17 protein-coding genes and 2 tRNA genes are annotated in these 20,456 nt (G+C 37.3%); 13 read left to right on the forward strand and 6 right to left on the reverse strand.

Annotated features, from left to right (window positions below):
- Positions 1 to 13: 13 nt before the first annotated feature.
- From ACF3OC_RS10705 to ACF3OC_RS10745, 9 genes are all read left to right on the forward strand, one after another.
- Positions 14 to 1,699 carry a pseudouridine synthase gene (locus ACF3OC_RS10705; RefSeq protein ID WP_392469176.1) on the forward strand — a complete coding sequence of 562 codons (1,686 nt, stop codon included), beginning with the start codon at positions 14 to 16 and terminating at the stop codon, positions 1,697 to 1,699.
- A gap of 44 nt (positions 1,700 to 1,743) precedes the next feature.
- Positions 1,744 to 2,316, forward strand: coding sequence for a Crp/Fnr family transcriptional regulator (locus ACF3OC_RS10710; protein WP_094256535.1), 573 nt, complete (start codon positions 1,744 to 1,746; stop codon positions 2,314 to 2,316).
- Between the two features lie 14 nt (positions 2,317 to 2,330).
- Positions 2,331 to 2,903, forward strand: a complete 573-nt coding sequence (locus ACF3OC_RS10715) for a pentapeptide repeat-containing protein (RefSeq protein ID WP_392469177.1) — start codon at positions 2,331 to 2,333, stop codon at positions 2,901 to 2,903.
- A gap of 433 nt (positions 2,904 to 3,336) precedes the next feature.
- On the forward strand, positions 3,337 to 3,903 hold the full coding sequence (locus ACF3OC_RS10720) for an NADPH-dependent FMN reductase (protein WP_392469178.1): 567 nt from the start codon (positions 3,337 to 3,339) through the stop codon (positions 3,901 to 3,903).
- 18 nt (positions 3,904 to 3,921) lie between these two features.
- Positions 3,922 to 4,500: a DJ-1/PfpI family protein gene (locus tag ACF3OC_RS10725; RefSeq protein WP_094256538.1), complete on the forward strand. Its 579-nt coding sequence runs from the start codon at positions 3,922 to 3,924 to the stop codon at positions 4,498 to 4,500.
- A complete protein-coding gene (locus ACF3OC_RS10730; RefSeq protein WP_392469179.1) occupies positions 4,500 to 4,880 on the forward strand; it encodes a hypothetical protein in 381 nt (126 codons plus the stop codon). Before ACF3OC_RS10725 ends, ACF3OC_RS10730 begins: the two co-directional genes overlap by 1 nt.
- Positions 4,881 to 5,460: 580 nt before the next feature.
- Entirely contained in the window at positions 5,461 to 7,563 is a 2,103-nt protein-coding gene (ppk1, locus tag ACF3OC_RS10735; RefSeq protein WP_392469180.1) for a polyphosphate kinase 1, read from the forward strand.
- A 53-nt stretch (positions 7,564 to 7,616) separates the two neighbouring features.
- Positions 7,617 to 8,690: a PA0069 family radical SAM protein gene (locus tag ACF3OC_RS10740; RefSeq protein ID WP_392469181.1), complete on the forward strand. Its 1,074-nt coding sequence runs from the start codon at positions 7,617 to 7,619 to the stop codon at positions 8,688 to 8,690.
- A 126-nt stretch (positions 8,691 to 8,816) separates the two neighbouring features.
- Positions 8,817 to 9,194, forward strand: coding sequence for a hypothetical protein (locus tag ACF3OC_RS10745; RefSeq protein ID WP_392469182.1), 378 nt, complete (start codon positions 8,817 to 8,819; stop codon positions 9,192 to 9,194).
- 112 nt (positions 9,195 to 9,306) lie between these two features.
- On the opposite strand, the gene ACF3OC_RS10750 is transcribed toward ACF3OC_RS10745, so the two are convergent.
- Genes ACF3OC_RS10750 through ACF3OC_RS10760 form a run of 3 tightly spaced genes read right to left on the reverse strand, consistent with a single transcriptional unit; the run spans position 9,307 to position 13,002 of the window.
- Complete coding sequence (locus ACF3OC_RS10750) at positions 9,307 to 9,921, reverse strand: hypothetical protein (protein WP_392469183.1); 615 nt, start codon at positions 9,919 to 9,921, stop codon at positions 9,307 to 9,309.
- Positions 9,922 to 9,929: 8 nt separating this feature from the next.
- Complete coding sequence (locus ACF3OC_RS10755; protein WP_392469184.1) at positions 9,930 to 10,565, reverse strand: DUF502 domain-containing protein; 636 nt, start codon at positions 10,563 to 10,565, stop codon at positions 9,930 to 9,932.
- A 1-nt stretch (position 10,566) separates the two neighbouring features.
- Positions 10,567 to 13,002, reverse strand: a complete 2,436-nt coding sequence (locus tag ACF3OC_RS10760) for a bifunctional UDP-N-acetylmuramoyl-tripeptide:D-alanyl-D-alanine ligase/alanine racemase (protein ID WP_392469185.1) — start codon at positions 13,000 to 13,002, stop codon at positions 10,567 to 10,569.
- A gap of 70 nt (positions 13,003 to 13,072) precedes the next feature.
- On the opposite strand from ACF3OC_RS10760, the gene ACF3OC_RS10765 reads away from it, so the two are divergent.
- The 4 genes from ACF3OC_RS10765 (at position 13,073) to katG (ending at position 16,587) form a co-directional block, all read left to right on the forward strand.
- The gene (locus ACF3OC_RS10765; protein ID WP_392469186.1) at positions 13,073 to 13,564 is read left to right on the forward strand and encodes a regulatory protein RecX; all 492 of its coding nucleotides are present in this window, start codon (positions 13,073 to 13,075) and stop codon (positions 13,562 to 13,564) included.
- Between the two features lie 64 nt (positions 13,565 to 13,628).
- Positions 13,629 to 13,701 (forward strand) — tRNA-Gly (locus ACF3OC_RS10770).
- A gap of 5 nt (positions 13,702 to 13,706) precedes the next feature.
- Positions 13,707 to 13,791 (forward strand) — tRNA-Leu (locus ACF3OC_RS10775).
- 513 nt (positions 13,792 to 14,304) lie between these two features.
- Entirely contained in the window at positions 14,305 to 16,587 is a 2,283-nt protein-coding gene (gene katG / locus ACF3OC_RS10780) for a catalase/peroxidase HPI (protein WP_392469187.1), read from the forward strand.
- A gap of 89 nt (positions 16,588 to 16,676) precedes the next feature.
- Here the strand turns inward: katG and ACF3OC_RS10785 are convergent, their stop codons facing one another.
- The 3 genes from ACF3OC_RS10785 to ACF3OC_RS10795 form a co-directional block, all read right to left on the reverse strand.
- Positions 16,677 to 16,934 carry a hypothetical protein gene (locus ACF3OC_RS10785; RefSeq protein WP_392469188.1) on the reverse strand — a complete coding sequence of 86 codons (258 nt, stop codon included), beginning with the start codon at positions 16,932 to 16,934 and terminating at the stop codon, positions 16,677 to 16,679.
- Between the two features lie 61 nt (positions 16,935 to 16,995).
- A complete protein-coding gene (icd, locus tag ACF3OC_RS10790) occupies positions 16,996 to 18,258 on the reverse strand; it encodes an NADP-dependent isocitrate dehydrogenase (protein ID WP_094282313.1) in 1,263 nt (420 codons plus the stop codon).
- 17 nt (positions 18,259 to 18,275) lie between these two features.
- Entirely contained in the window at positions 18,276 to 20,411 is a 2,136-nt protein-coding gene (locus ACF3OC_RS10795; protein ID WP_094256549.1) for a cation:proton antiporter, read from the reverse strand.
- Positions 20,412 to 20,456: the final 45 nt, after the last annotated feature.

Genomic DNA, 20,456 nt, shown 5'->3' on the forward strand with positions numbered 1-20,456 from the left:
GTCAAAAAATAAAATGTCTAAAGAGATTCCTTACTTCCATTTATTTCAAGAAGATACAGAACAAATCAGCCTTCCGAGTCGGTTTACTTTTCCATTTTGTTATGAACCTCATGAACTAAGTACACTTGCCGCAAAACAAGTTCAAGATTATTTAATTTGTCAACAAGATTTTGACCATAACTTCGGATTGGACCCTGAACAAACCGGATTGATCATCGGAAAAATGTTTGGCGTATTGGTAGTGAAAGATCAAGATGGCCAATTAGGATTTCTTTCCGCTGTATCTGGAAAATTAGCCGGAACAAATAGACATAATTATTTTGTGCCCCCAATCTTTGATATGCTTGACCCTGAAGGTTTTTTTCTGAAGGAAGAAGAAATAATCAATCAAATAAATAGAGATATTGAACAGCTTCAAAATTCAACAGCATTAAAAGACTTAAAAACTAAGCTAGCAAGCACAAGGGCTCAAGAGGAACAAGCCTTGGCAGATATGCGTACCTTACATAAAAAGAATAAAGCCGAAAGGAAGGCTATTCGAAATACCCATAAAGAATCCCTTTCTATCGACGAATATAAAGTGATCGAAGAGGATTTAATCAAACAGAGTTACCGGGACCAGCATCATTATGATGTGCAAAAAGAACTCTCAGCCAAGAATATCCTACAGGCTGAAACTGAATTGAATGAAATTCTCAACCAAATTGACCTTTTAAAGCAGGAAAGAAAACTGCGTTCCTCTAATCTTCAGAATGAACTTTTTGACCAATATCATTTCCTAAACGCCAATCAGCAGCGTAAATCTGTATTGGATATATTCAAGAATGGTAAAAACATAATTCCACCTGCAGGTGCTGGCGAATGTGCTGCTCCAAAACTGCTTCAATATGCTTTTGAGCATAACTTGAAACCCATATCTATGGCAGAATTCTGGTGGGGCTCATCGCCTAATCAAGAGGTCCGGAAGCATCTGAACTTCTACCCCGCCTGTCGAGGTAAATGTGAGCCTATTTTGGAACATATGCTCCAAGGTTTGTCCGTCGATCCTAATCCCATGCTGGAAAACCCTGCCGATGGCAAGGAATTGGAAATCATCTTTGAAGATGATGCAATCATCGTAGTGAACAAACCAGCAGAATTCCTTTCGGTACCGGGCATCAATGTCCAAGATAGCGTGCAAAGCCGGATTATGGCAAAATATCCGAATCTGGATAGCCCATTGATCATTCATCGATTGGATATGTCTACCTCAGGAATTCTTGTTCTTGCAAAAACCAAGGAGGCACATCAATTTATTCAAGGTCAATTTATCAATCATACGGTTAAGAAAAGATATACCGCCCTTCTAGATGGCATTATCCAACAGCCTGAAGGTTTAATTGATCTTCCACTAAGGGTGGACCTGGATGATCGACCTAGACAGGTAGTTTGTTACGAATATGGAAAACCTGCGCAAACAAAATATAAAATTGTAGCCATCGAAGGTCAGCATACGCGAATCCATTATTTCCCGCTAACGGGAAGAACCCATCAATTGAGAGTTCATTCTGCTCATGCTAAAGGCTTGAATTGTGCTATTATTGGCGATGACCTCTATGGAAAACGGGCAAACCGTTTGCATTTACATGCGGGATATATTCAATTTATTCACCCCCATTCCAAAGCATCAGTTTCCTTTGAGGTATCGGACCCGTTTTAGATTTCGCGGGATTTCTTTAACTTAATGCAAATAATCACACCGTAATGGAAGTCTTAAGATATGCCTATCAACATCCTCAATTAAAATCATCCGACTTGGAACTGATTTTTGAAGCCCATGACCAAGTCCATTTATCAAAAGGGGATTTTATATTGGAAAAAGGTCATATAGCCAATGAATACTATATTGTGGAAGAAGGCTTAGTCCGGACCTATTTATATGATTATGAAGGCAATGAAATCAGCACTGGCTTTTCCGGAAAAAATGAAGTTGTAATTGAAGTTGCCTCGATTTTTCAAAGAATTCCAACCCAAGAATATATACAATGTTTAACAGATTGTATCTTATGGAAAATTGATTACGAAAAATTTCAAGACCTTTTCCATAAAATCCCTGCTTTCCGAGAATGGGGTCGTGCTTGGATGGCTTTTGAACTATATCTGTCCAAGAAAAGAGCAACGGAAATGATTACAGAGCCCGCAAAAATGAGATATCTCCATCTCATGGAAGAAAAACCACAAATTATCCAGCAAGCACCCCTCAAATATATTGCCTCCTATTTAGGCGTAACAGATAGTTCCCTTAGTAGAATCCGTAAAGAAATCCTTAACGATTAATAATAAAAACAAAGATGATGGATTATTTTGAAGACCAAACCTTTCAGAATATCAATTTTATAGATAGCCCCCTTCACAAGGGCGAATATGAATACTGTAAATTTCTTCAATGCAATTTTGAAGGGGTAAACCTCAACAATTATAAATTTATCGATTGCCAATTTGTTGACTGCAATTTATCCATTGCAAAAATTGAACAATGTAGTTTCCAAGACATCCTATTCAAAAACTGCAAGCTACTGGGATTACGATTTGATAGTATTAACCCATTTAATATCCAACTCCGTTTCGAGGAGTCCAGCTTAGACCATAGCTCATTCTACAATTGCAATATCAAAGGAACAGTCTTCTCGAATTGCCGTTTGCATCAGGTAGACTTTGAAAACGCACAATTAACCAATGCCAGCTTTGCAGGATCCGATATGAAGGACGCACAATTTATTAACTCCAATCTCGAGAAAGTGGACTTTAGAGAATCAAAAAACTTGATTTTAGATCCAAGCATCAATAAAGTCAAAGGAGCGAAAATAAATCTCAATAGCCTGCCTGGTCTATTATTAAAATACAAGTTATCCATCAGCATCTAATCGAAATTTTATTTTTCAAGAAGAATCTAATTTTAGATTTCACAAACTGTTACAAGGCAATATGAATTATAGGTTGTGAATCAATCGTAATTTATTCTGCTACTTAACAAGTTATTCGGCTTTAGTTAGAGTCAAGTATTGAAAATTGTCGGACCATGGTCGGACCTAATAGGGACCTCCTTCGAATTTTTTCGGCAAAGGTCCGAAGAAGGTCCGAAGAAGGTCCGAAGAAGGTCCGGCAAAAGTGCGGTAGATCCATGAATTTTTCCTGAAGTATTTTTCAATTTAGTATTTAATTGCCACTCCAGATTTACACAATTTCAGACCATAACATTTAGGATTTTGAAAAAGGAAATTAACCTATTTGTCAAAAAGCCTGAATAAATAGTAGCAAGGATTCTATTTCTCGGGCATTATCCTTAATTTTAGGGATATGAAGATATTGGCCTTTGGAGCGAGTAATAGCTCCGATTCTATTAATAAAAAGCTGGTTAGCAGTGTAAGTAAATATTATAAAGAAATTGATGATGAGATCTTGGTATTGGACATCAATAATTTTCCTGTTCCAATATTTTCCAAGGATCTAGAAAAAGAAATCGGAATTCCTGAGAATGCTGTGGAATTTGCTACCAAGATTGATTGGGCGGATTTGATATTGATATCATTTGCAGAGAATAACGGAAATTATAATGTAGGTTATAAAAACCTGTATGATTGGATTTCAAGAATAAAGGGTCGGAAGGTGTATCCAGGGAAGCCGGTATTCCTATTATCCACGAGTGATGGACCAAGGGGCGCCAAAACTATCTTAGAAATGGCTGAAGCTAGGATGCCTAGAGATGGGGCAACTGTCCTGGAAACGTTTTCCCTACCTGATTTTCAATTGAATTTTGAGGAAGGGAAAGGGATCATTGCGCCTTTATTAAGAAGTCAATTGGAAGCGAAAGTGCGCAAAACAAAACGCTTGATGGCCGAGCGTTTATCAAATGAACAACAGTAAAATTAAATTTTCAATATTATGGCAAAGAAAGTATTATTATTAGTTGGTGATTATGTAGAGGATTATGAAGCAATGGTTCCTTTTCAAGCAATGGAATCCATAGGTATCCAAGTAGATGCTGTAGCTCCGGACCGCAAAAAAGGTGATGTTGTTCCGACCGCTGTTCATGATTTCACGGGTGATCAAACCTACAAAGAATTGAGAGGGCATAATTTTGCCATCAACAAGGATTTTGATTCGGTAAACACGGCAGATTATGATGGATTATATATTGCCGGTGGACGTTCTGCAGAGTATATTCGTTTAAATAAAAGAGTTCTAGAGATTACGAAGGACTTTTTTGATCAAGATAAACCAGTAGCAGCGATCTGTCATGGAATTCAAGTATTAACTGCTGCAAAGGTATTGCAAGGTCGTACATTAACGGCTTATGTTGCTGTAGGACCAGATATTGAATTGGCGGGTGGTACATGGAAAAACATCCCTGCCGATCAAGCTGTGGTTGATGGCAACCTCGTTACTTCGCCAGCATGGCCTGGACACCAAAATATCCTGAAGGAATTCTATAAATTACTTGGCATTAAGATTAGTCTTTAATGGAAAAAAAACGTAAAAAGATTTGGTTTATAGCCATTCCACTGATCCTTATCCTTGGGTATTTTATTTATGATGCCTATTCCCAACCTTCCATCGAAGAATTACCTGGTGGTTTTCAGGAGGTTGCTTTTGTTCGAAACGAGAACAATAAAGGTGGGATCATCCGGATTTATGCAGTGACTGTAGAAGATCAACTCAATGCACAATATGAACAATGTGCAGATATGTTTCCAGTAAATGATTATGGGAGTGTCACGAAGATTTATTTCTTTGACAAGAACAAGCCCTATCCTACTGAATTGAAGCTGGAAGACCCACATTATGATGCTTCGAAATATGAAGCGATTAACATTCTTAGCCGTAGAGGCGTAAATAAATAAGGATCTACTTTTTAAATAGCTGTAATGTAATACATTACAGCTATTGTTTTTTGTGAAAATAAATTTTCTTATTTAAATATATTTTTTATATATTTATTCAAATAAAATATTTAACAAACAATTTTTTTAACCTACATCTATAGTTGAAATGCGGATATAGGCAGTTACATTAGAATTTCTCTCGTGAAGCTGTTGTTAAATTTCATTTTATTTATTGCGATTATAGTAAAATGATAGCACTCGAGGGCCCTTGGGTGCTTATTTGATTATATTAGTCGATCTATAAGAACATCTGTTATAATACTTTATAAACTCATTTCCATTTAGTTCAATTTTTAATTATAATTCACATATTTTTTACTTAATTTTAACCCGTAATTAATTACATAAGTAAATAATCTAAAAAAACACATCCCATTCGAGATTTTTTGGGGAAAAAGCAGTAAAATAAATAACGAAATAGATAAAAATTGATAAATCAACCGGATCAAAAAAAACATCCTCAAATCAATTCCATTATTTAATAATTTGATATTAATTTATTAACTTTTACCAAATAAAGCTCGAACATCTTTGAGCTATGATGACAGATAGAGAAATGGCAAGCAAATTTATCCCGAGAGATATTAGTTGGTTAAGTTTTAATGGTCGAGTTTTACAGGAGGCAGCGGATCCAACTGTACCTTTACATTTAAGAATAAAGTTTTTAGGCATATTCTCTAATAATCTGGATGAGTTTTTCAGGGTTAGGGTTGCTGCATTAAAAAGAGCAGCTGAAATAAACACTAAAGAGTCAAATAGTTATTTTTATAAACCACCTGCAATTATCCTTGAAAAGATTACGGAAATAGTAATTAAGCAGCAGCGAAAATTCGACAAAATTTGGAACCAGGTCCAGCGGGAAATGGCCAAACAGAAAGTCTATATTAAATCTGCTGAAGACCTAAACCCTACCCAGTTAGCATTTGTAAAGAATTACTTTGACGAGGAAGTTGAAACCAATATCATCCCTTTAATTTTGGATGAAACCAAGCCTATGCCCTATCTTCGAGATAAGAGCTTATACCTGGGTATTGCCATGTATAAGGATGATTGGCAGTACGACACCAAATTTGCAATCATTGAGCTTCCATCCAGACAGCTTGGACGATTTGTTATTTTGCCATCACCTAAAAATCAAAAACATATTATCTTAATAGAGGATATCGTAAAGGTCAACCTGCCATATATATTCTCTTATTTTGGATTTGATGATTTCGTCGCTAATACTTTTAAAATCACGAAGGACGCTGAATTTGACATCGACAATGATGTTAACACGACCTTTGTAGAGAAAATTAGTAAGGGAATCAAAAATCGTAGGAAAGGAAAACCAACTCGATTTGTATTTGATCAAGAAATGGACCCTAAGTTATTGGAATTACTGATTAAAAAACTGAATTTCAGCAAGAAAGACAGTATTATTCCAGGTCAAAAGATTCACAATTTCAAGCATTTTATGGATTTTCCCGATGTTTTCAAAGCAGATGAAAAGCCTGAGGAAAGAATGTCCTTTGAGCATCCGGACTTTGCAGGAACAGACCGGGTGACCGATGTGATCCAGAAAAAAGATGTTCTTCTATCCTTTCCATACCATGAGTTTCGACCGATGATTGATTTATTACGGGAAGCAGCCATGGATCCAGATGTGAAGTCAATCAAAACAACCATCTACCGGATGGCAACCAATTCCAAAATTGCCAATGCCTTGGTAAACGCTGCCAGAAATGGTAAGGAAGTAACGGTCATGCTGGAGTTGAGGGCAAGATTTGATGAAGAGCATAACTTGGAATGGAAAGAACGATTTGAAATGGAAGGAGTCAAGGTTCTTGTAGGCATACCGAATAAGAAAGTGCATGCCAAATTGTGTATCATCAAGAAGCGTGTTCAAAATAAGACCATTCAATATGGTTTTGTGAGTACAGGAAATATCAATGAGAAAACCGCCAAATTATATGGTGACTATTGTTTGATGACCAGCAACAAAGGCGTAATGGCTGATATCAATAAGATCTTTAATGCTTTGCAAAAGCCAAAAATTCCAATTGAAAATCAAATTCATCACAATAAGCATTTGATGATCTGTCCATTCGATATGCGTCAGCAAATTTGTGCCTTAATTGATAAGGAAATTGCGGAAGCCAAAGCTGGCAAACCTGCTCGAATTATTATCAAGATCAATTCATTAAGTGATAAAGAATCCATCAAGAAAATTTATGAAGCGGCAACCGCTGGCGTTCAGGTAGATCTTATTGTGCGTGGTATTTTCTGTGCAGTCAATCAAAAGAAATTTATCAAGCCATTCCATGCGATCAGTATAGTTGATGAATTTTTAGAACATGCGCGTGTATTTTATTTTTATGCTGCCGGAAAAGAATTGACCTATATCTCATCAGCAGATTTGATGACCAGAAATTTGGATCATCGAATTGAGGCTGCTGTAAAAATCAACAATAAGAAATTAAAGCATGAATTATTGGATATGCTGGAGATTCAACTGCGTGACAATGTCAAAGCAAGATATCTAAATAACAAGCAAACCAATGAATACATTCATAATGAGGAACCTATTTGCCGATCTCAAATTGAAATTCACAATTATCTTAAATCTAAGGTTGAAGAAAAAGAACTAATCGAGCAATAGTATTTATTTTATTTTGCTAATATTTTTAGTATTTTAGTAAAAATATTAGTGAGATGGAACGTGAATTAATTACAGGTAGAGGTGCTCAAAAGAATATTGACAATGTATTTTCGAGATACAGTTATAGTCAAGACCATATAGAGGGAATTGATGATTGGGAACAAGACGTTCCGAATACCCAATTTACCATTATTCACCCCAAAACAATAGTCAATAAGGTTCACAGCCCTGATGTCGGTATGGAATATTCCTTGAATCCATATCAGGGTTGTGAACATGGCTGTATTTATTGTTACGCCCGAAATTCCCATCAATATTGGGGTTATAGTGCCGGATTGGATTTTGAAAGTAAAATTCTGGTCAAAGCTAATGCTCCAAAATTATTCCGCGAACATATCCGTAAAAAGAATTGGGAAGGCTCTCCCATTTCCCTTTCTGGGAATACAGATTGTTACCAACCCCTAGAACGCAAGTTTAAGCTTACCAGAGCCATTTTAAAGATTTGCTTGGAACACGGCCAACCCGTCGGGTTAATTACGAAAAACAGCCTAATTCTACGCGATTTGGATATCCTATCTGAACTGGCAAGTAAAAATCTATGTGTTGTCTTTATTTCCATCAATTCATTGACCAAGGAGACGCGATCCAAGATGGAGCCGCGAACTGCGACAGCCCAACAAAGATTAAAGGTTATAGAAACCTTATCTCAACACGGGATTCCCGTTGGAATCATGTGTGCCCCAATAATTCCAGGACTTACTGACCATGAAATCCCAAAGGTCCTTAAAGCAGCAGCAGATGCTGGTGCAAAATGGGCTGGCTATACAATAGTTCGACTAAATGGTGAGATTTCGAAAATTTTTGAAGATTGGTTAAAAAAGTCCTACCCTGATCGAGCCAATAAGATTTGGCATAGTATTCAGGATTGCCATAAAGGAAAAGTCAACGACAGCGATTTTGGGAATAGGATGAGAGGAACAGGACACTTAGCAGAAATCATTCGGAATAATTTCAAGCTTCATTGTAAGAAGTATCATCTCAATCAGGAAATGTTTGAATATGACCTCTCCCACTACAAAAAACAGCAAAATACACAGTTGAATCTGTTCGATACCACTAATCCATAGATGTTAAAATTATGTTAAATTAATATTGTATCAGGCATGTTTCAGTTGGTATGGCATTAGGTTTGGACATAGTACCGCAATAAACTATAGAAAAACAACAAAATAATTTGTACTATGAAAAAATCAATGAAATTACTGAGTCTATTATTTGTAGTGTTATTTGCAGTATCTGCTTGCTCAAAGGACGATGATCCAGCAGATAATGATATTTTTGTAGATGACTATAAAGGTACTATTAGCTATGTGAATGAAAACGATAGCGAGAAAAATGTTTCACCAACAGAAGGTAAAGTTACAGTGACTAAAGTAGGTGGATCAAACTACTCCTTTATCTTCGATAGTAATATTCCAGATATTATCAATGTGAAGATGACAAAAGGAGATAACAATAAGTTATTTATAGAAGATGGTGCTTTTGGCTTACTTTCTATCGATGCAGATCAATTGACCATTGGCTATACAAAAGATGGGGAAACTTGGACTGCAAACTGTAAACGTGACTAAAACTTCGATATATACAGATTAATTTAACTTGACAGGAGTCATCAAATGATGACTCCTGTTTTTTTATTCTTAATAGCCTATAGCAGTTTGAATCGATGGTTAAAGTATATTTTTACTTGCTAGATTCAATTAGGTTCAGTAGCAGGGTAATTTTAAACAAGTTTGAATTACTATTGATAAATAAGGTATAGTCCTTTCCAAACTCTTTGAACAACCTACTTTCAAGGGATTTAATTCTCGTGTCGTCAGCTTGGTTCACTAAATAATGATTTACGCGATTACTGATTTCAAGACTCAAATGCTGAGCCTTCACCTTCAAGCGTAGTTTCAAGGGGAAATTCTCCATACTGTTATAGCCACTGATCACACAATTCTGGATGATAGGCAATAATATTAAGGCAGGAATCATTTCTTCAGGATCCTCAATATCGAAGTCAACTTTATAGTGTATTTCAGATTCTGATAAAGAGGAATAAAGTTCAATAAAACCTTGGATTAATTTGACTTCAGCGCTTATAGGCCAAACTGATTCTGAATTCAACGGCAATATATCTGCTTGGTAAGCCCGAAATTTCACGGACAAAGAATCTTGGATTTCTGAATGCTTATAAAATAGTTGGGAAAGATGCTTTTCGGTTTGGGCTTTCAAAAAACTTAGTTCTGTCTCAGCAGTCAATAATTTATCTTCCAGCTCAGCTAGATTTTTTGAATTTTTCTTCCAAAACATGATGCTAATTATTGTATTCTTTCTTTAGAATCTTTAGTTTCTTTTTTTCCTTCCAAGCCACTTACACCGCCAGAAACGACTAGTTTCATGGCATCAGTTGCAGAAAGATTTAATTTAGTAACCTTTTCTGATGGAACCACAACAACCTGACCAGCAACAGAATATGAATATGGGAAATAAACAACTACTTCACCTGGCAAATTGATGACATGTAAATCTCTTTGCGTCAAAAAACCAATTTTCTTGAGTCCATGTTCATTTACTTCCACCAATACAGGTTCGTTGAATTTCTTGGCATCTCCTACGAATGCTTCCGTAAAATCTTTTATGGATGAATATAAAGTATTGAATAAAGGAATCTTACTGATTGTTCTACTCAACCAATTTCTGATTGGAGCAGTAACCAAAGTGGTAAAGATAAAACCTATAAGGGTAAGCAATAGGATAACCGAAACTATCCCCAATCCGGGAATATACAAGGGTTTACCGGTTTCATCCACCAAAAAATGTTCTGTGATATTTAAGGCACCATCCAGGGTTGCGACCAACCACACAATCACAAAGATTGCTCCGGCAACTGGAGCCACCACCAATGTCCCCTTAATGAGGTAATAAAAGAATTTTTGAAAAAACTTAGTTATCATTTTACTCGTAATAATAGACTCTTTTTACACGACTTGAAATATTGACCAACAATTCATACGGTATCGTTCCGATATCCTGGGACGCCTGCATTAAGTTGGGAAAAACAAGAACCTCATCCCCTACTTGAACATCCTGTCCAGTCACATCCAACATACACATATCCATACAAATATTTCCAACGGTTGAAGCTAGGTTGCCATTAATTTGCATTTTTCCAACGGAATTTCCAAATCTTCTGGAATAACCATCAGCATAGCCGATTTTTACCGTTGCGATTTTACTATCTCTATGCAATACTCCTTTTCGGTCATAGCCGACGGTTTCACCAGCCGGTAATTCCTTGATCTGGGTGACCGTTGTTTTCAAGCTACTGACCTGTTCCAAATTTGGCAAGTTCTTATCCATATCGACCCCGTACAAACCAATTCCTAAACGAACCATATCCAAGTGGGCCTGCGGCCAACGAACAATGGCAGACGTATTGGCCACATGCTGAATAAATTTATAGCCTAATCCGGCTTCAAGCTTTGCAGCAGCTTCCTGGTAGGTTGAAATTTGAAATGCAGTAAATTCATCCTGCTTTGGATCACCAGAAGCGACCAAATGGGTGAAAAAGGATTGCACCCGTACCTGCTCCTGATTACGCAATCGTTCAATTACTGCTTCGACCTCAGAAGGAAAGAAACCTAATCTATGCATCCCTGTATCAAGCTTAAGGTGAATCTTGAAGTCCTTGATATTTTGTTCTTTTAAGAAATCAATAAATTCTTCCAAGAAACCCATGCTATAAACCTCAGGTTCGAGATTATGTTGAACCAAAGACTGGAAGGTATCCCGATCAGGGCTCAACACCATGATTGGAAGAGTAATCCCTGCCGTTCGAAGTTCAACACCTTCATCTGCAAAAGCAACAGTCAGATAATCAACCTTACTAAATTGCAGTAAATTAGCAACTTCAAAGCTTCCACTTCCATAGGAAAATGCCTTCACCATCGCCATTAACTTCACATTCCTTGGAATCAAGGAGCGATAAACCATTAAGTTATTAGTAATCGCATTTAAATTAATCTCCAAGACTGTTCCATGCGACCTCAAAGCCAATCTTTGGACAATTCTTTCAAATTGAAACTTCCTGGCTCCTTTGATGAGGATGCTTTCATCATGAAAATCCAATTCCGTCAAATGGCTCAAAAATTCTTCAGTATTGCTGAATTGTTGGATGGAATGGATTCCAAGGTCCTTCAACCAGTCAAAATCTCGACCAACCCAAATAAATTTTTGAAGTTGTGAGTTATTCAGCAAATCCTTTAGTTTTTGCTGCAACTTATCACTTTCCATCAGTCCTTCCATTTCAGAAAGGATCAAGGATTTCTGGCTATGCTGATTCTGTTGATGGAGAAATTCCAAAGAGATTTTTAAGGATGCAAGGTCATTTGAATAAGAATCATCAATTATTGAACAATGATTGACACCTTTCTTCAGTTGGAGACGCATTTCCAAAGGCTTTAAGGCTTGGATACGCTCAACAATAGTTTCGGCATCATATCCTAGGAAATACATGACTGCAATACAGCTCATGACATTCTCAATGGATGCTCGGTCAGTAAAAGGAACCTGACAGATACAGATAAGTTCACCAATCTTGATTTTAAGCTTGCTGACCTGATTAAAGGTCTCCTCTTGAATTAGCTGAATTTGGTCGGTATCACTTTTGCCCCAGGAAACAAGTTTGATCTTTGGATCAATTAAATCCTTGGAAAGATATTCTGATCCTGCAACCAGTACCTCAACATCCTTGAACAGTTTTAATTTTTCTGTTAGTTTTTGCTGTTTGGTTTCAAAGTTTTGGGAATGAGCCACTCCAATATTGGTAAAAACCCCAATGTTGGGCTGAATCATTTTTTGGAGTGCATCCATTTCACCTGGCTCGGAAATCCCCGCTTCGATAAGTGCCAAATCATACTGCGGACCTAAATTCCACAAGGAAAGAGCGACCCCAAGTTGGGAATTATAGCTTTTAGGGCTTTGATAGACTTTCTTTTCAGGGATTAACAATTGGAATAGCCAAGCTTTTACAATAGATTTTCCATTGCTACCGGTAATTCCGATTATTGGGTAATGAAACTGTTCTCGATGATAGGTCACCAATTCTTGCATAAACTGCAGGACATTGTGAACTTGAATGACATTGACATCTTTTTTATCTTCCAGGAAAGTTACCGGATTCGAGATTACAAAATTACGAATACCTTTGGCATAAGCATCTGGAATAAAATCATGACCATCACGAGTGGCCTTTAGGGCAAAAAATAGAGATTCATCAGGATTATTCACCTTGCGGCTATCGTATACTAGTTCGCTGATTTTAGACGATAAATCATTTGACATCAATGGTTTCCCATTTAGTTTCTCGCAAATAAATTTAATAGTATACATGATTCTGCAAATAATGAACGAAGTTCATCATTTTTTTTAAAAGTTCATCATTTTTTGAAGATTTGCATTTATGGATGAAGCAAACAGAAAAAAGAAAGTATATACTCCATTGGAAGCCAGACGGAAAGCAGAATCCTATTGTGCCTACCAAGAGCGGTCTCAGCAGGAAGTACGGGATAAATTATATCAATGGGGCTTGCATCAGGCCGATGTTGAAAACAATATCAGCTATTTGATCGAGCATAATTTCTTAAATGAGGAGCGATTTGCCAAGGCTTATGTTTTAGGGAAATTCAGGATAAAAGGTTGGGGTCGAATTAAGATTAGCCAAGGATTAAAGATCAAACAAGTATCATCACCCTTGATAAAAATAGCCTTGAAGGAGATAGATCCGAATGATTATTTCGAGAAATTAAGGAGCATTCTGGAGAAGAAGTCGAATTTAATCCATGAAAGCGATGCCTATAAAAAGCGGAATAAGCTATATCAATACGCTTTGGGCAGAGGATTTGAAAATAATTTAATTTTAGAGGTACTGAAAGACAATGGATTGGAGGATTAGCTAAAATTTTTTGAAAAAATAATTTTAGGATTTCAATTTTCTCTCTATATTTGCACCACGTCAAGCGAAAGTAGCTCAGTTGGTAGAGCACAACCTTGCCAAGGTTGGGGTCGCGAGTTCGAATCTCGTCTTTCGCTCAGTTGCCTAGGTGGTGGAACTGGTAGACACGCAGGACTTAAAATCCTGTTCCCGTTAAGGGAGTGCGGGTTCGATTCCCGCCCTAGGTACAGAAAAAAGCCGCTTATAGCGGCTTTTTTAGTATAACAGTATTGAGTATTTAGTATTTAGACCTGAGGCTCCTTTCCTATTATTAGTTTACATTTTTATTGAAAAATTATACCCGTATTTAAATAAGAATATAAATCAATAAATTTCAGTTTTATCGATTTTTTCTAGAAGTTTTCTTTATTTTGTTTTGTAAAAAAATCCCTCCCTTTATAGGGCCAAACCCAAAAAACAGAAAACAAAATGGTAGAAATATCCTGAGCCTATCCTGACCCTATCCTGATTTTGTTTCTTAAAGTTTAGCCAAATTAAAAAACCCTTTGATTTGCTAATTTTTTCCTTGATACAACATAGATAAAATCTATCAGAATAGCCATACATCTTAAATTTTATTTATCTAACTTTAATTAAATTTAAAGGAGGAAAACAAAATCCTCACATACAATTTTTAATTATAGAAAATATTAATCCGAACAATTAAATCAGCAATTATATAGATAATAAAAAACAGAGATATGGAAAATGGAAACGACATCAGCAAATGCCCATTTCATAATGGCACATTAAAACAAAATTTGACGGTAGCCGGAGGAGGTACGACGATTAAGGATTGGTGGCCAAAGAATCTAAAGGTTAGTTTATTGCGTCAGCACTCGGGCGCATCAAACCCAATGGATCCAGATTTTGATTATGCAGAAGAATTCAAGAAATTAGATTTAGAGGCTGTAAAACAAGATTTACATGCCTTGATGACAGACTCTCAGGATTGGTGGCCTGCGGATTTTGGACATTACGGAGGTTTATTCATCCGTATGGCATGGCACTCAGCGGGTACTTACCGTGTAGGTGATGGCCGTGGTGGTGCTGGAACAGGTCAACAACGTTTTGCACCCTTGAATAGCTGGCCAGATAATGTGAGCTTGGACAAAGCAAGAAGGTTATTATGGCCTATTAAACAAAAATATGGTAGAAAATTATCCTGGGCAGACTTATTGGTATTGACTGGTAATATTGCTTTGGAGTCCATGGGCTTTAAAACCATTGGATTTGCTGGTGGTCGTGTAGATGCTTTCGAACCAGATGAGGATGTATACTGGGGTTCTGAAGACACCTGGTTAGGTGGTGATGTCCGCTATGCACATGGCTCAGAAGGTATTGTTGATAAGGAACATGGCGTGTTATCTGGAGAAGAAAAAGCAGATGGCGATGTACATTCAAGGAATCTTGAAAACCCATTAGCAGCAGTTCAGATGGGATTAATCTATGTTAACCCAGAAGGTCCAGATGGTAATCCTGATCCAATTTTAGCAGCCAAAGATATCCGTGATACTTTTGGACGTATGGCGATGAATGATGAAGAAACAATCGCGTTGATTGCTGGAGGTCACTCCTTTGGTAAAACGCACGGTGCTGGTCCTGCGGATAATGTTGGAAAAGAACCAGAAGCAGCTGGCTTGGAAGAGCAAGGCTTAGGCTGGAGAAGTAGCTATAAATCTGGAGTTGGAGCTGATGCTATTACTTCAGGTTTAGAAGTTATCTGGACAGAGACACCAACACAATGGAGCAACAACTTTTTTGAAAACCTATTCAATTACGAATGGGAATTAACAAAAAGTCCTGCTGGAGCTTATCAATGGGTGGCAAAAGATGCTGATGATGTTATTCCTGATCCATTTGATCCAAATAAAAAACGTAAGCCAACGATGTTGACGACGGATTTATCTTTAAGATTTGATCCGATTTATGGACCTATTTCCCGTAGATTCTTTGAGAATCCAGATCAATTTGCGGATGCTTTTGCAAAGGCATGGTTTAAATTGACGCATAGAGATATGGGACCTCGCTCCCGTTATTTAGGTCCGGATGTACCTGCGGAAGAATTCTTATGGCAAGATCCTATTCCTGAGGTAAACCATGAATTGGTAAATGATTCAGATGTTGAAGACTTAAAAAACAAGGTCCTTTCTTCAGGATTGAGCGTTTCAGAATTAGCATCTACCGCATGGGCATCGGCATCTACTTTCCGTGGTTCTGATAAACGTGGTGGTGCAAATGGTGCTCGCGTTCGTTTGGCTCCTCAAAAGGATTGGGAAGTTAATAATCCTACCCAATTAAGTAAGGTCTTGGGCGTATTGGAAGGTATTCAAAATGATTTTAATCAGGCTCAAGCTGGTGGTAAGAAAGTTTCAATTGCTGATTTAATTGTGATTGCTGGTAATGCAGCGGTTGAAAAAGCGGCAAGAGAGGCTGGAACAGAAATTAAAGTTCCATTCACAGCCGGCCGTATGGATGCCTCACAAGCAGACACTGATGTAGAATCGGTAGCTTTCTTGGAACCTATCGCAGATGGTTTCAGAAACTATAAGAAAAAGAAATATACTTCTACCACAGAGGAATTATTAATTGATAAAGCGCAGCTTTTAAACTTGACCGTTCCGGAATTAACGGTATTGATTGCTGGAATGCGTGCATTGGATACCAATTATGATGGTTCAAAAAATGGAGTATTCACGAATAGACCAGGTCAATTGACCAACGACTTTTTAGTGAACCTGCTGGACATGAATACCGCATGGAAAGCAGCTTCCGAAGATAAAGAACTATATATCGGTACGGATCGTAAGACTGGACAACCAAAATGGACAGGTACCCGTGCAGATTTAGTATTTGGTTCCAACTCGGAACTTCGTGTTGTTGCTGAAATCTATGCGAGTGCGGATGCACAAGAGAAATTCGTTAAGGATTTTGTGAAAGCATGGACCAAAGTAATGGATGCTGACCGTTTTGACGTTAAATAAATAGTAATCTAGAAATAAAAAGAGCCTCCCTGATAGCAGAGAGGCTCTTTTTGTTGCTCTTGTATTTTATGAATATTGATCTCAGGAAATTAAAGTAGGGCAAGCATCCAAGCTTTCTTAACTTCTCCCCTCTGCAAATAATCCTTGGCTTTGAGTAATTGATGGGTAATCCTAGTACTTTCATCGCCAATAAATGCGTTTAATAATTCCTGAATATCGGAATCATATTTAAAGGCATCAATTTCTTGATCTGTAGGCAATTGCTCAATACGGGAGAATTTTTCTAATTCAGAATCATTGAAAATGCCTGAATTGGTAATAAAAGATGGGATATCTGTTTTTTGCATATATAAAATTAAAAAAAGCTGAACCTTGTAAAGTTCAGCTTTTATTTATGATTTACAAATCTTAAATCTTTTCAATTATTTTATCTGCAAATTCAGATGTTTTTAGAAGGGTTGCTCCTTCCATTAAATTATAGAAATCGACAGTTACCGTTTTATCCTTGATTGTTTTTGCCAATGCATCAACAATGGCATCACCAGCTTCAGTCCAACCCATGTATTCCAGCATCATTACACCGCTTAGGATAACGGATGAAGGATTCATGGTATTGGTATTGGCAAATCTCGGTGCAGTACCGTGTGTTGCCTCAAAAATAGCATGTCCGGTTTTAAAATTGATATTTGCTCCTGGTGCAATACCAATTCCACCCACCATGGCCGCTAAGGCATCCGATATATAATCACCATTTAGATTCAATGTTGCAATTACATCGTAATCCTGTGGTGCCAATAAAATCTGTTGAAGGAAATTATCCGCAATAATATCTTTGATAATCAATTTACCAGCTTGTTCTGCGGTCTTTTGTTCTGCATTAGCAGCATCCTGACCATCTTTTGCTTTCGTAGTTTCCCATTGATTCCAAGTGTAAACCTGATCCTTGAATTCCTTTTCAGCCAGTTCATAGCCCCAATTTTTAAATGCACCTTCGGTATATTTCATAATATTACCTTTATGCACCAAGGTTACTGATTTTCTTCCTTCGGCAAGTGCAAATTCAATTGCTGCACGGATCAAGCGCTTAGAACCTTCCTCAGAAACAAATTTAAGCCCTACTCCTGTTGTATTGCTAAAGTTGTAGTCTACATTCAGGTCATTTTTCAAAAAGTCTTGAATGCGTTTAGATTCTGCAGTTCCTGCCGCAAATTCAATCCCTGCATAAATATCCTCTGTATTTTCCCTGAAAACAACCATATCAACCTTCTCCGGATGTTTGACGGGTGAAGGAACTCCTTCATACCACTTCGTTGGTCGTTGACAAACATATAAATCCAATTCCTTCCGTAGGGCAACATTCAAGGATCTAATACCACCACCAATCGGAGTAGTTAAAGGTCCTTTGATACCTATTAAATATTCTTTAAAAATATCCAGGGTTTCATTAGGCAACCAGCTTCCAGTTTCATTGAATGCCTTTTCACCTGCTAGGACTTCCTTCCAATTAATCTTCCTTTTTCCTCCATACAGCTTTTCAACAGCTGCATCAAAAACGCGAACTGAAGCCTTCCAAATGTCAGGTCCTATACCATCTCCAATAATAAATGGAATAGTTACCTGATCTGGAACCAATAATTTACCACTTGAATCTATACTGACCTTATCTGACATAATTAATTGTTTTTTAGTTATTTATCTTTACTGAACATGTTACCAATCTCCCTACTGATTCTTCTGAAAATAGGTGCCGTTTGAATATCTTCATATTCATCAATATGTTGATCTTCAAGCCTTGATGGGAAGATTAATAGTAAGTTTTGGTTCTTATAATATTTTCCAACTCTTTTCGCCAAACCGTCCAAGGAATCGCGGTAAGATACATCGCCATAACGCGCTGACACGAAGACAAGCATAGATTCGGCATTGCTAAAGGTTGCCAATCCGTAGATATTATCCCAATCTTCATAGTTCTCAAATGAAACCGGAACACTGGACTTCAAATTCTCCAGCATTTGCTCAATAGCTTGATGACTTCGATGATTACACACGAAAATAATAGGCAGTGAAAGCTCTGAAGCCAATTTGGTGATTTTTTCCATCCAATAAGCGAATCCTACTTCAGACTCTGCTAATGGCGGAACAAAGACCGTAATCATTTTATTGGTTATAAACGGCTTTTCTATCCGGCACATCATCAATGTAGCATCAGTACGGTTCAAGATACTCTCGGTCTTCTCGCCTACGATCTTCTCTACAAAGCTCGTTGCACTAGGCCATCCTAGGATTAAACAGTCAGCAAATGCTTCTCTTGCTGCACGGCTGATACCATTGGCGATATTGAAATCAACTTTTGTGATTAGGTCAACTTCTGTTTCAGATCCAGAAGCATATTTGGCCGTCTTATCCAGATTCTGTCTTGCTTGATTTAGGTTTCTTTCCGCTTGTTCATCATTTGGAACCACACTTAAGATATTTAATGGGTGTGGTGATTTCTTGGATTTCACTAAAGTTGCAAAATCAAGGATAGCTTCCATGTTGTTCAGATTCGCAATTGGAATAACGATTTGTTCTTCATGCTCTTCCACATGCTCCATATGTTCCTCATGCTGACGACCTTCCAATACAATTTTCTTGGAAGCATTCTCGGTGACGATGGAGGCGATAATACAACTTACCAGAATCAGGATAATTGTACCATTAAGGACATTCTCATCAATAATATCGTTGTTATAACCAACCATGATAATGGCCAAGGTAGCTGCAGCATGTGCATTGCTTAATCCGAAGATTAAATTCCGCTCATTTGTAGAATATTTAAATGCCCATTGGGTTGCTGTTGCTGCAAGGAACTTCCCGACGATACCTACTAAAGTTAATGCACCAGCAACGTAGAATACGGTTAATCCACTGCTATTGGTAATAACACCAATATCAACGATCATACCTACTGAAATCAGGAAGAAAGGAATAAATATAGCGTTACCAATAAACTCTATGCGGTTCATTAAAGCTGAAGAATGGGGAATTAATTTGTTCAGCGCCAATCCGGCAACGAATGCCCCGATAATAGGCTCCAGGTTTGCCATTTCTGCAAGGAAAGCTGCAAAAAACACAACCGTCAATACGAAGATATAGTGACCTGTTTTTTCACTTTCCACTTTTTCAAAAAACCATTTGGCAATCTTTGGAATGACCCCAAACATAATGAAAAGGAAGATGGCAAATGAAATCCCTAAGGTTACCCAAAATTCGTTATCAATGTCTCCTTGAGATGCTCCTTTAATTACTGCCAGGATGATAAGTACGGCTGTATCGGTCAGAATCGTACCACCAATCGTAATTGCAACAGCTTCATTTTTTGAAATACCATAGCGGTTAACAATGGGATAAGAAACCAAGGTATGTGTCGCAAACATACTTGCAATCAAAATACTGGTTAATAAGCTATAATCAAGGACATAATAACATACCGGGAATCCGATAGATATAGGAATAATAAAGGTAAAAAAGCCGAACAGGAAGGATTTATGTTTAGTTTTCTTAAACTCATTCATATCGAGTTCAAGACCGGCAATAAACATGATGTATAGCAATCCTATGGTTGAAAACAAATCAACTGCGGAGTTTTTCTCTAACCAATTCAATCCATGCGGACCAATAATCATCCCTGATATAATCAGCCCGATAATCCCAGGTACTTTTATCGGTCGCAACAAAATGGGCGATAAGAGAATGATAAAAAGAACTAGAGAAAATATAAGGACCGGATTCGTTAGTGGGGCCTCAAAAGCATGTATTAGATGATCAAAAATTTTGTCGCTCATATAAATTATTCTGAATTTCAATACAATTAAAAAACAATATTGTTT

This window comes from Sphingobacterium cellulitidis (assembly GCF_043187465.1).
GTDB classification, from domain to species: Bacteria; Bacteroidota; Bacteroidia; order Sphingobacteriales; family Sphingobacteriaceae; genus Sphingobacterium; species Sphingobacterium cellulitidis.

Coding starts and splice junctions, on each gene's coding strand:
- ACF3OC_RS10705 (WP_392469176.1), top strand. CDS start 14: ATGTCTAAAGAGATTCCTTACTTCCATTTATTTCAAGAAGATACAGAA.
- ACF3OC_RS10720 (WP_392469178.1), top strand. CDS start 3,337: ATGAAGATATTGGCCTTTGGAGCGAGTAATAGCTCCGATTCTATTAAT.
- ACF3OC_RS10785 (WP_392469188.1), bottom strand. CDS start 16,934: ATGCAAAAAACAGATATCCCATCTTTTATTACCAATTCAGGCATTTTC.
- ACF3OC_RS10755 (WP_392469184.1), bottom strand. CDS start 10,565: ATGATAACTAAGTTTTTTCAAAAATTCTTTTATTACCTCATTAAGGGG.
- ACF3OC_RS10710 (WP_094256535.1), top strand. CDS start 1,744: ATGGAAGTCTTAAGATATGCCTATCAACATCCTCAATTAAAATCATCC.
- ppk1 (WP_392469180.1), top strand. CDS start 5,461: ATGATGACAGATAGAGAAATGGCAAGCAAATTTATCCCGAGAGATATT.
- ACF3OC_RS10740 (WP_392469181.1), top strand. CDS start 7,617: ATGGAACGTGAATTAATTACAGGTAGAGGTGCTCAAAAGAATATTGAC.
- ACF3OC_RS10715 (WP_392469177.1), top strand. CDS start 2,331: ATGATGGATTATTTTGAAGACCAAACCTTTCAGAATATCAATTTTATA.
- ACF3OC_RS10795 (WP_094256549.1), bottom strand. CDS start 20,411: ATGAGCGACAAAATTTTTGATCATCTAATACATGCTTTTGAGGCCCCA.
- icd (WP_094282313.1), bottom strand. CDS start 18,258: ATGTCAGATAAGGTCAGTATAGATTCAAGTGGTAAATTATTGGTTCCA.
- ACF3OC_RS10730 (WP_392469179.1), top strand. CDS start 4,500: ATGGAAAAAAAACGTAAAAAGATTTGGTTTATAGCCATTCCACTGATC.
- ACF3OC_RS10750 (WP_392469183.1), bottom strand. CDS start 9,921: ATGTTTTGGAAGAAAAATTCAAAAAATCTAGCTGAGCTGGAAGATAAA.
- ACF3OC_RS10765 (WP_392469186.1), top strand. CDS start 13,073: ATGGATGAAGCAAACAGAAAAAAGAAAGTATATACTCCATTGGAAGCC.
- ACF3OC_RS10745 (WP_392469182.1), top strand. CDS start 8,817: ATGAAATTACTGAGTCTATTATTTGTAGTGTTATTTGCAGTATCTGCT.
- ACF3OC_RS10725 (WP_094256538.1), top strand. CDS start 3,922: ATGGCAAAGAAAGTATTATTATTAGTTGGTGATTATGTAGAGGATTAT.
- ACF3OC_RS10760 (WP_392469185.1), bottom strand. CDS start 13,002: ATGTATACTATTAAATTTATTTGCGAGAAACTAAATGGGAAACCATTG.
- katG (WP_392469187.1), top strand. CDS start 14,305: ATGGAAAATGGAAACGACATCAGCAAATGCCCATTTCATAATGGCACA.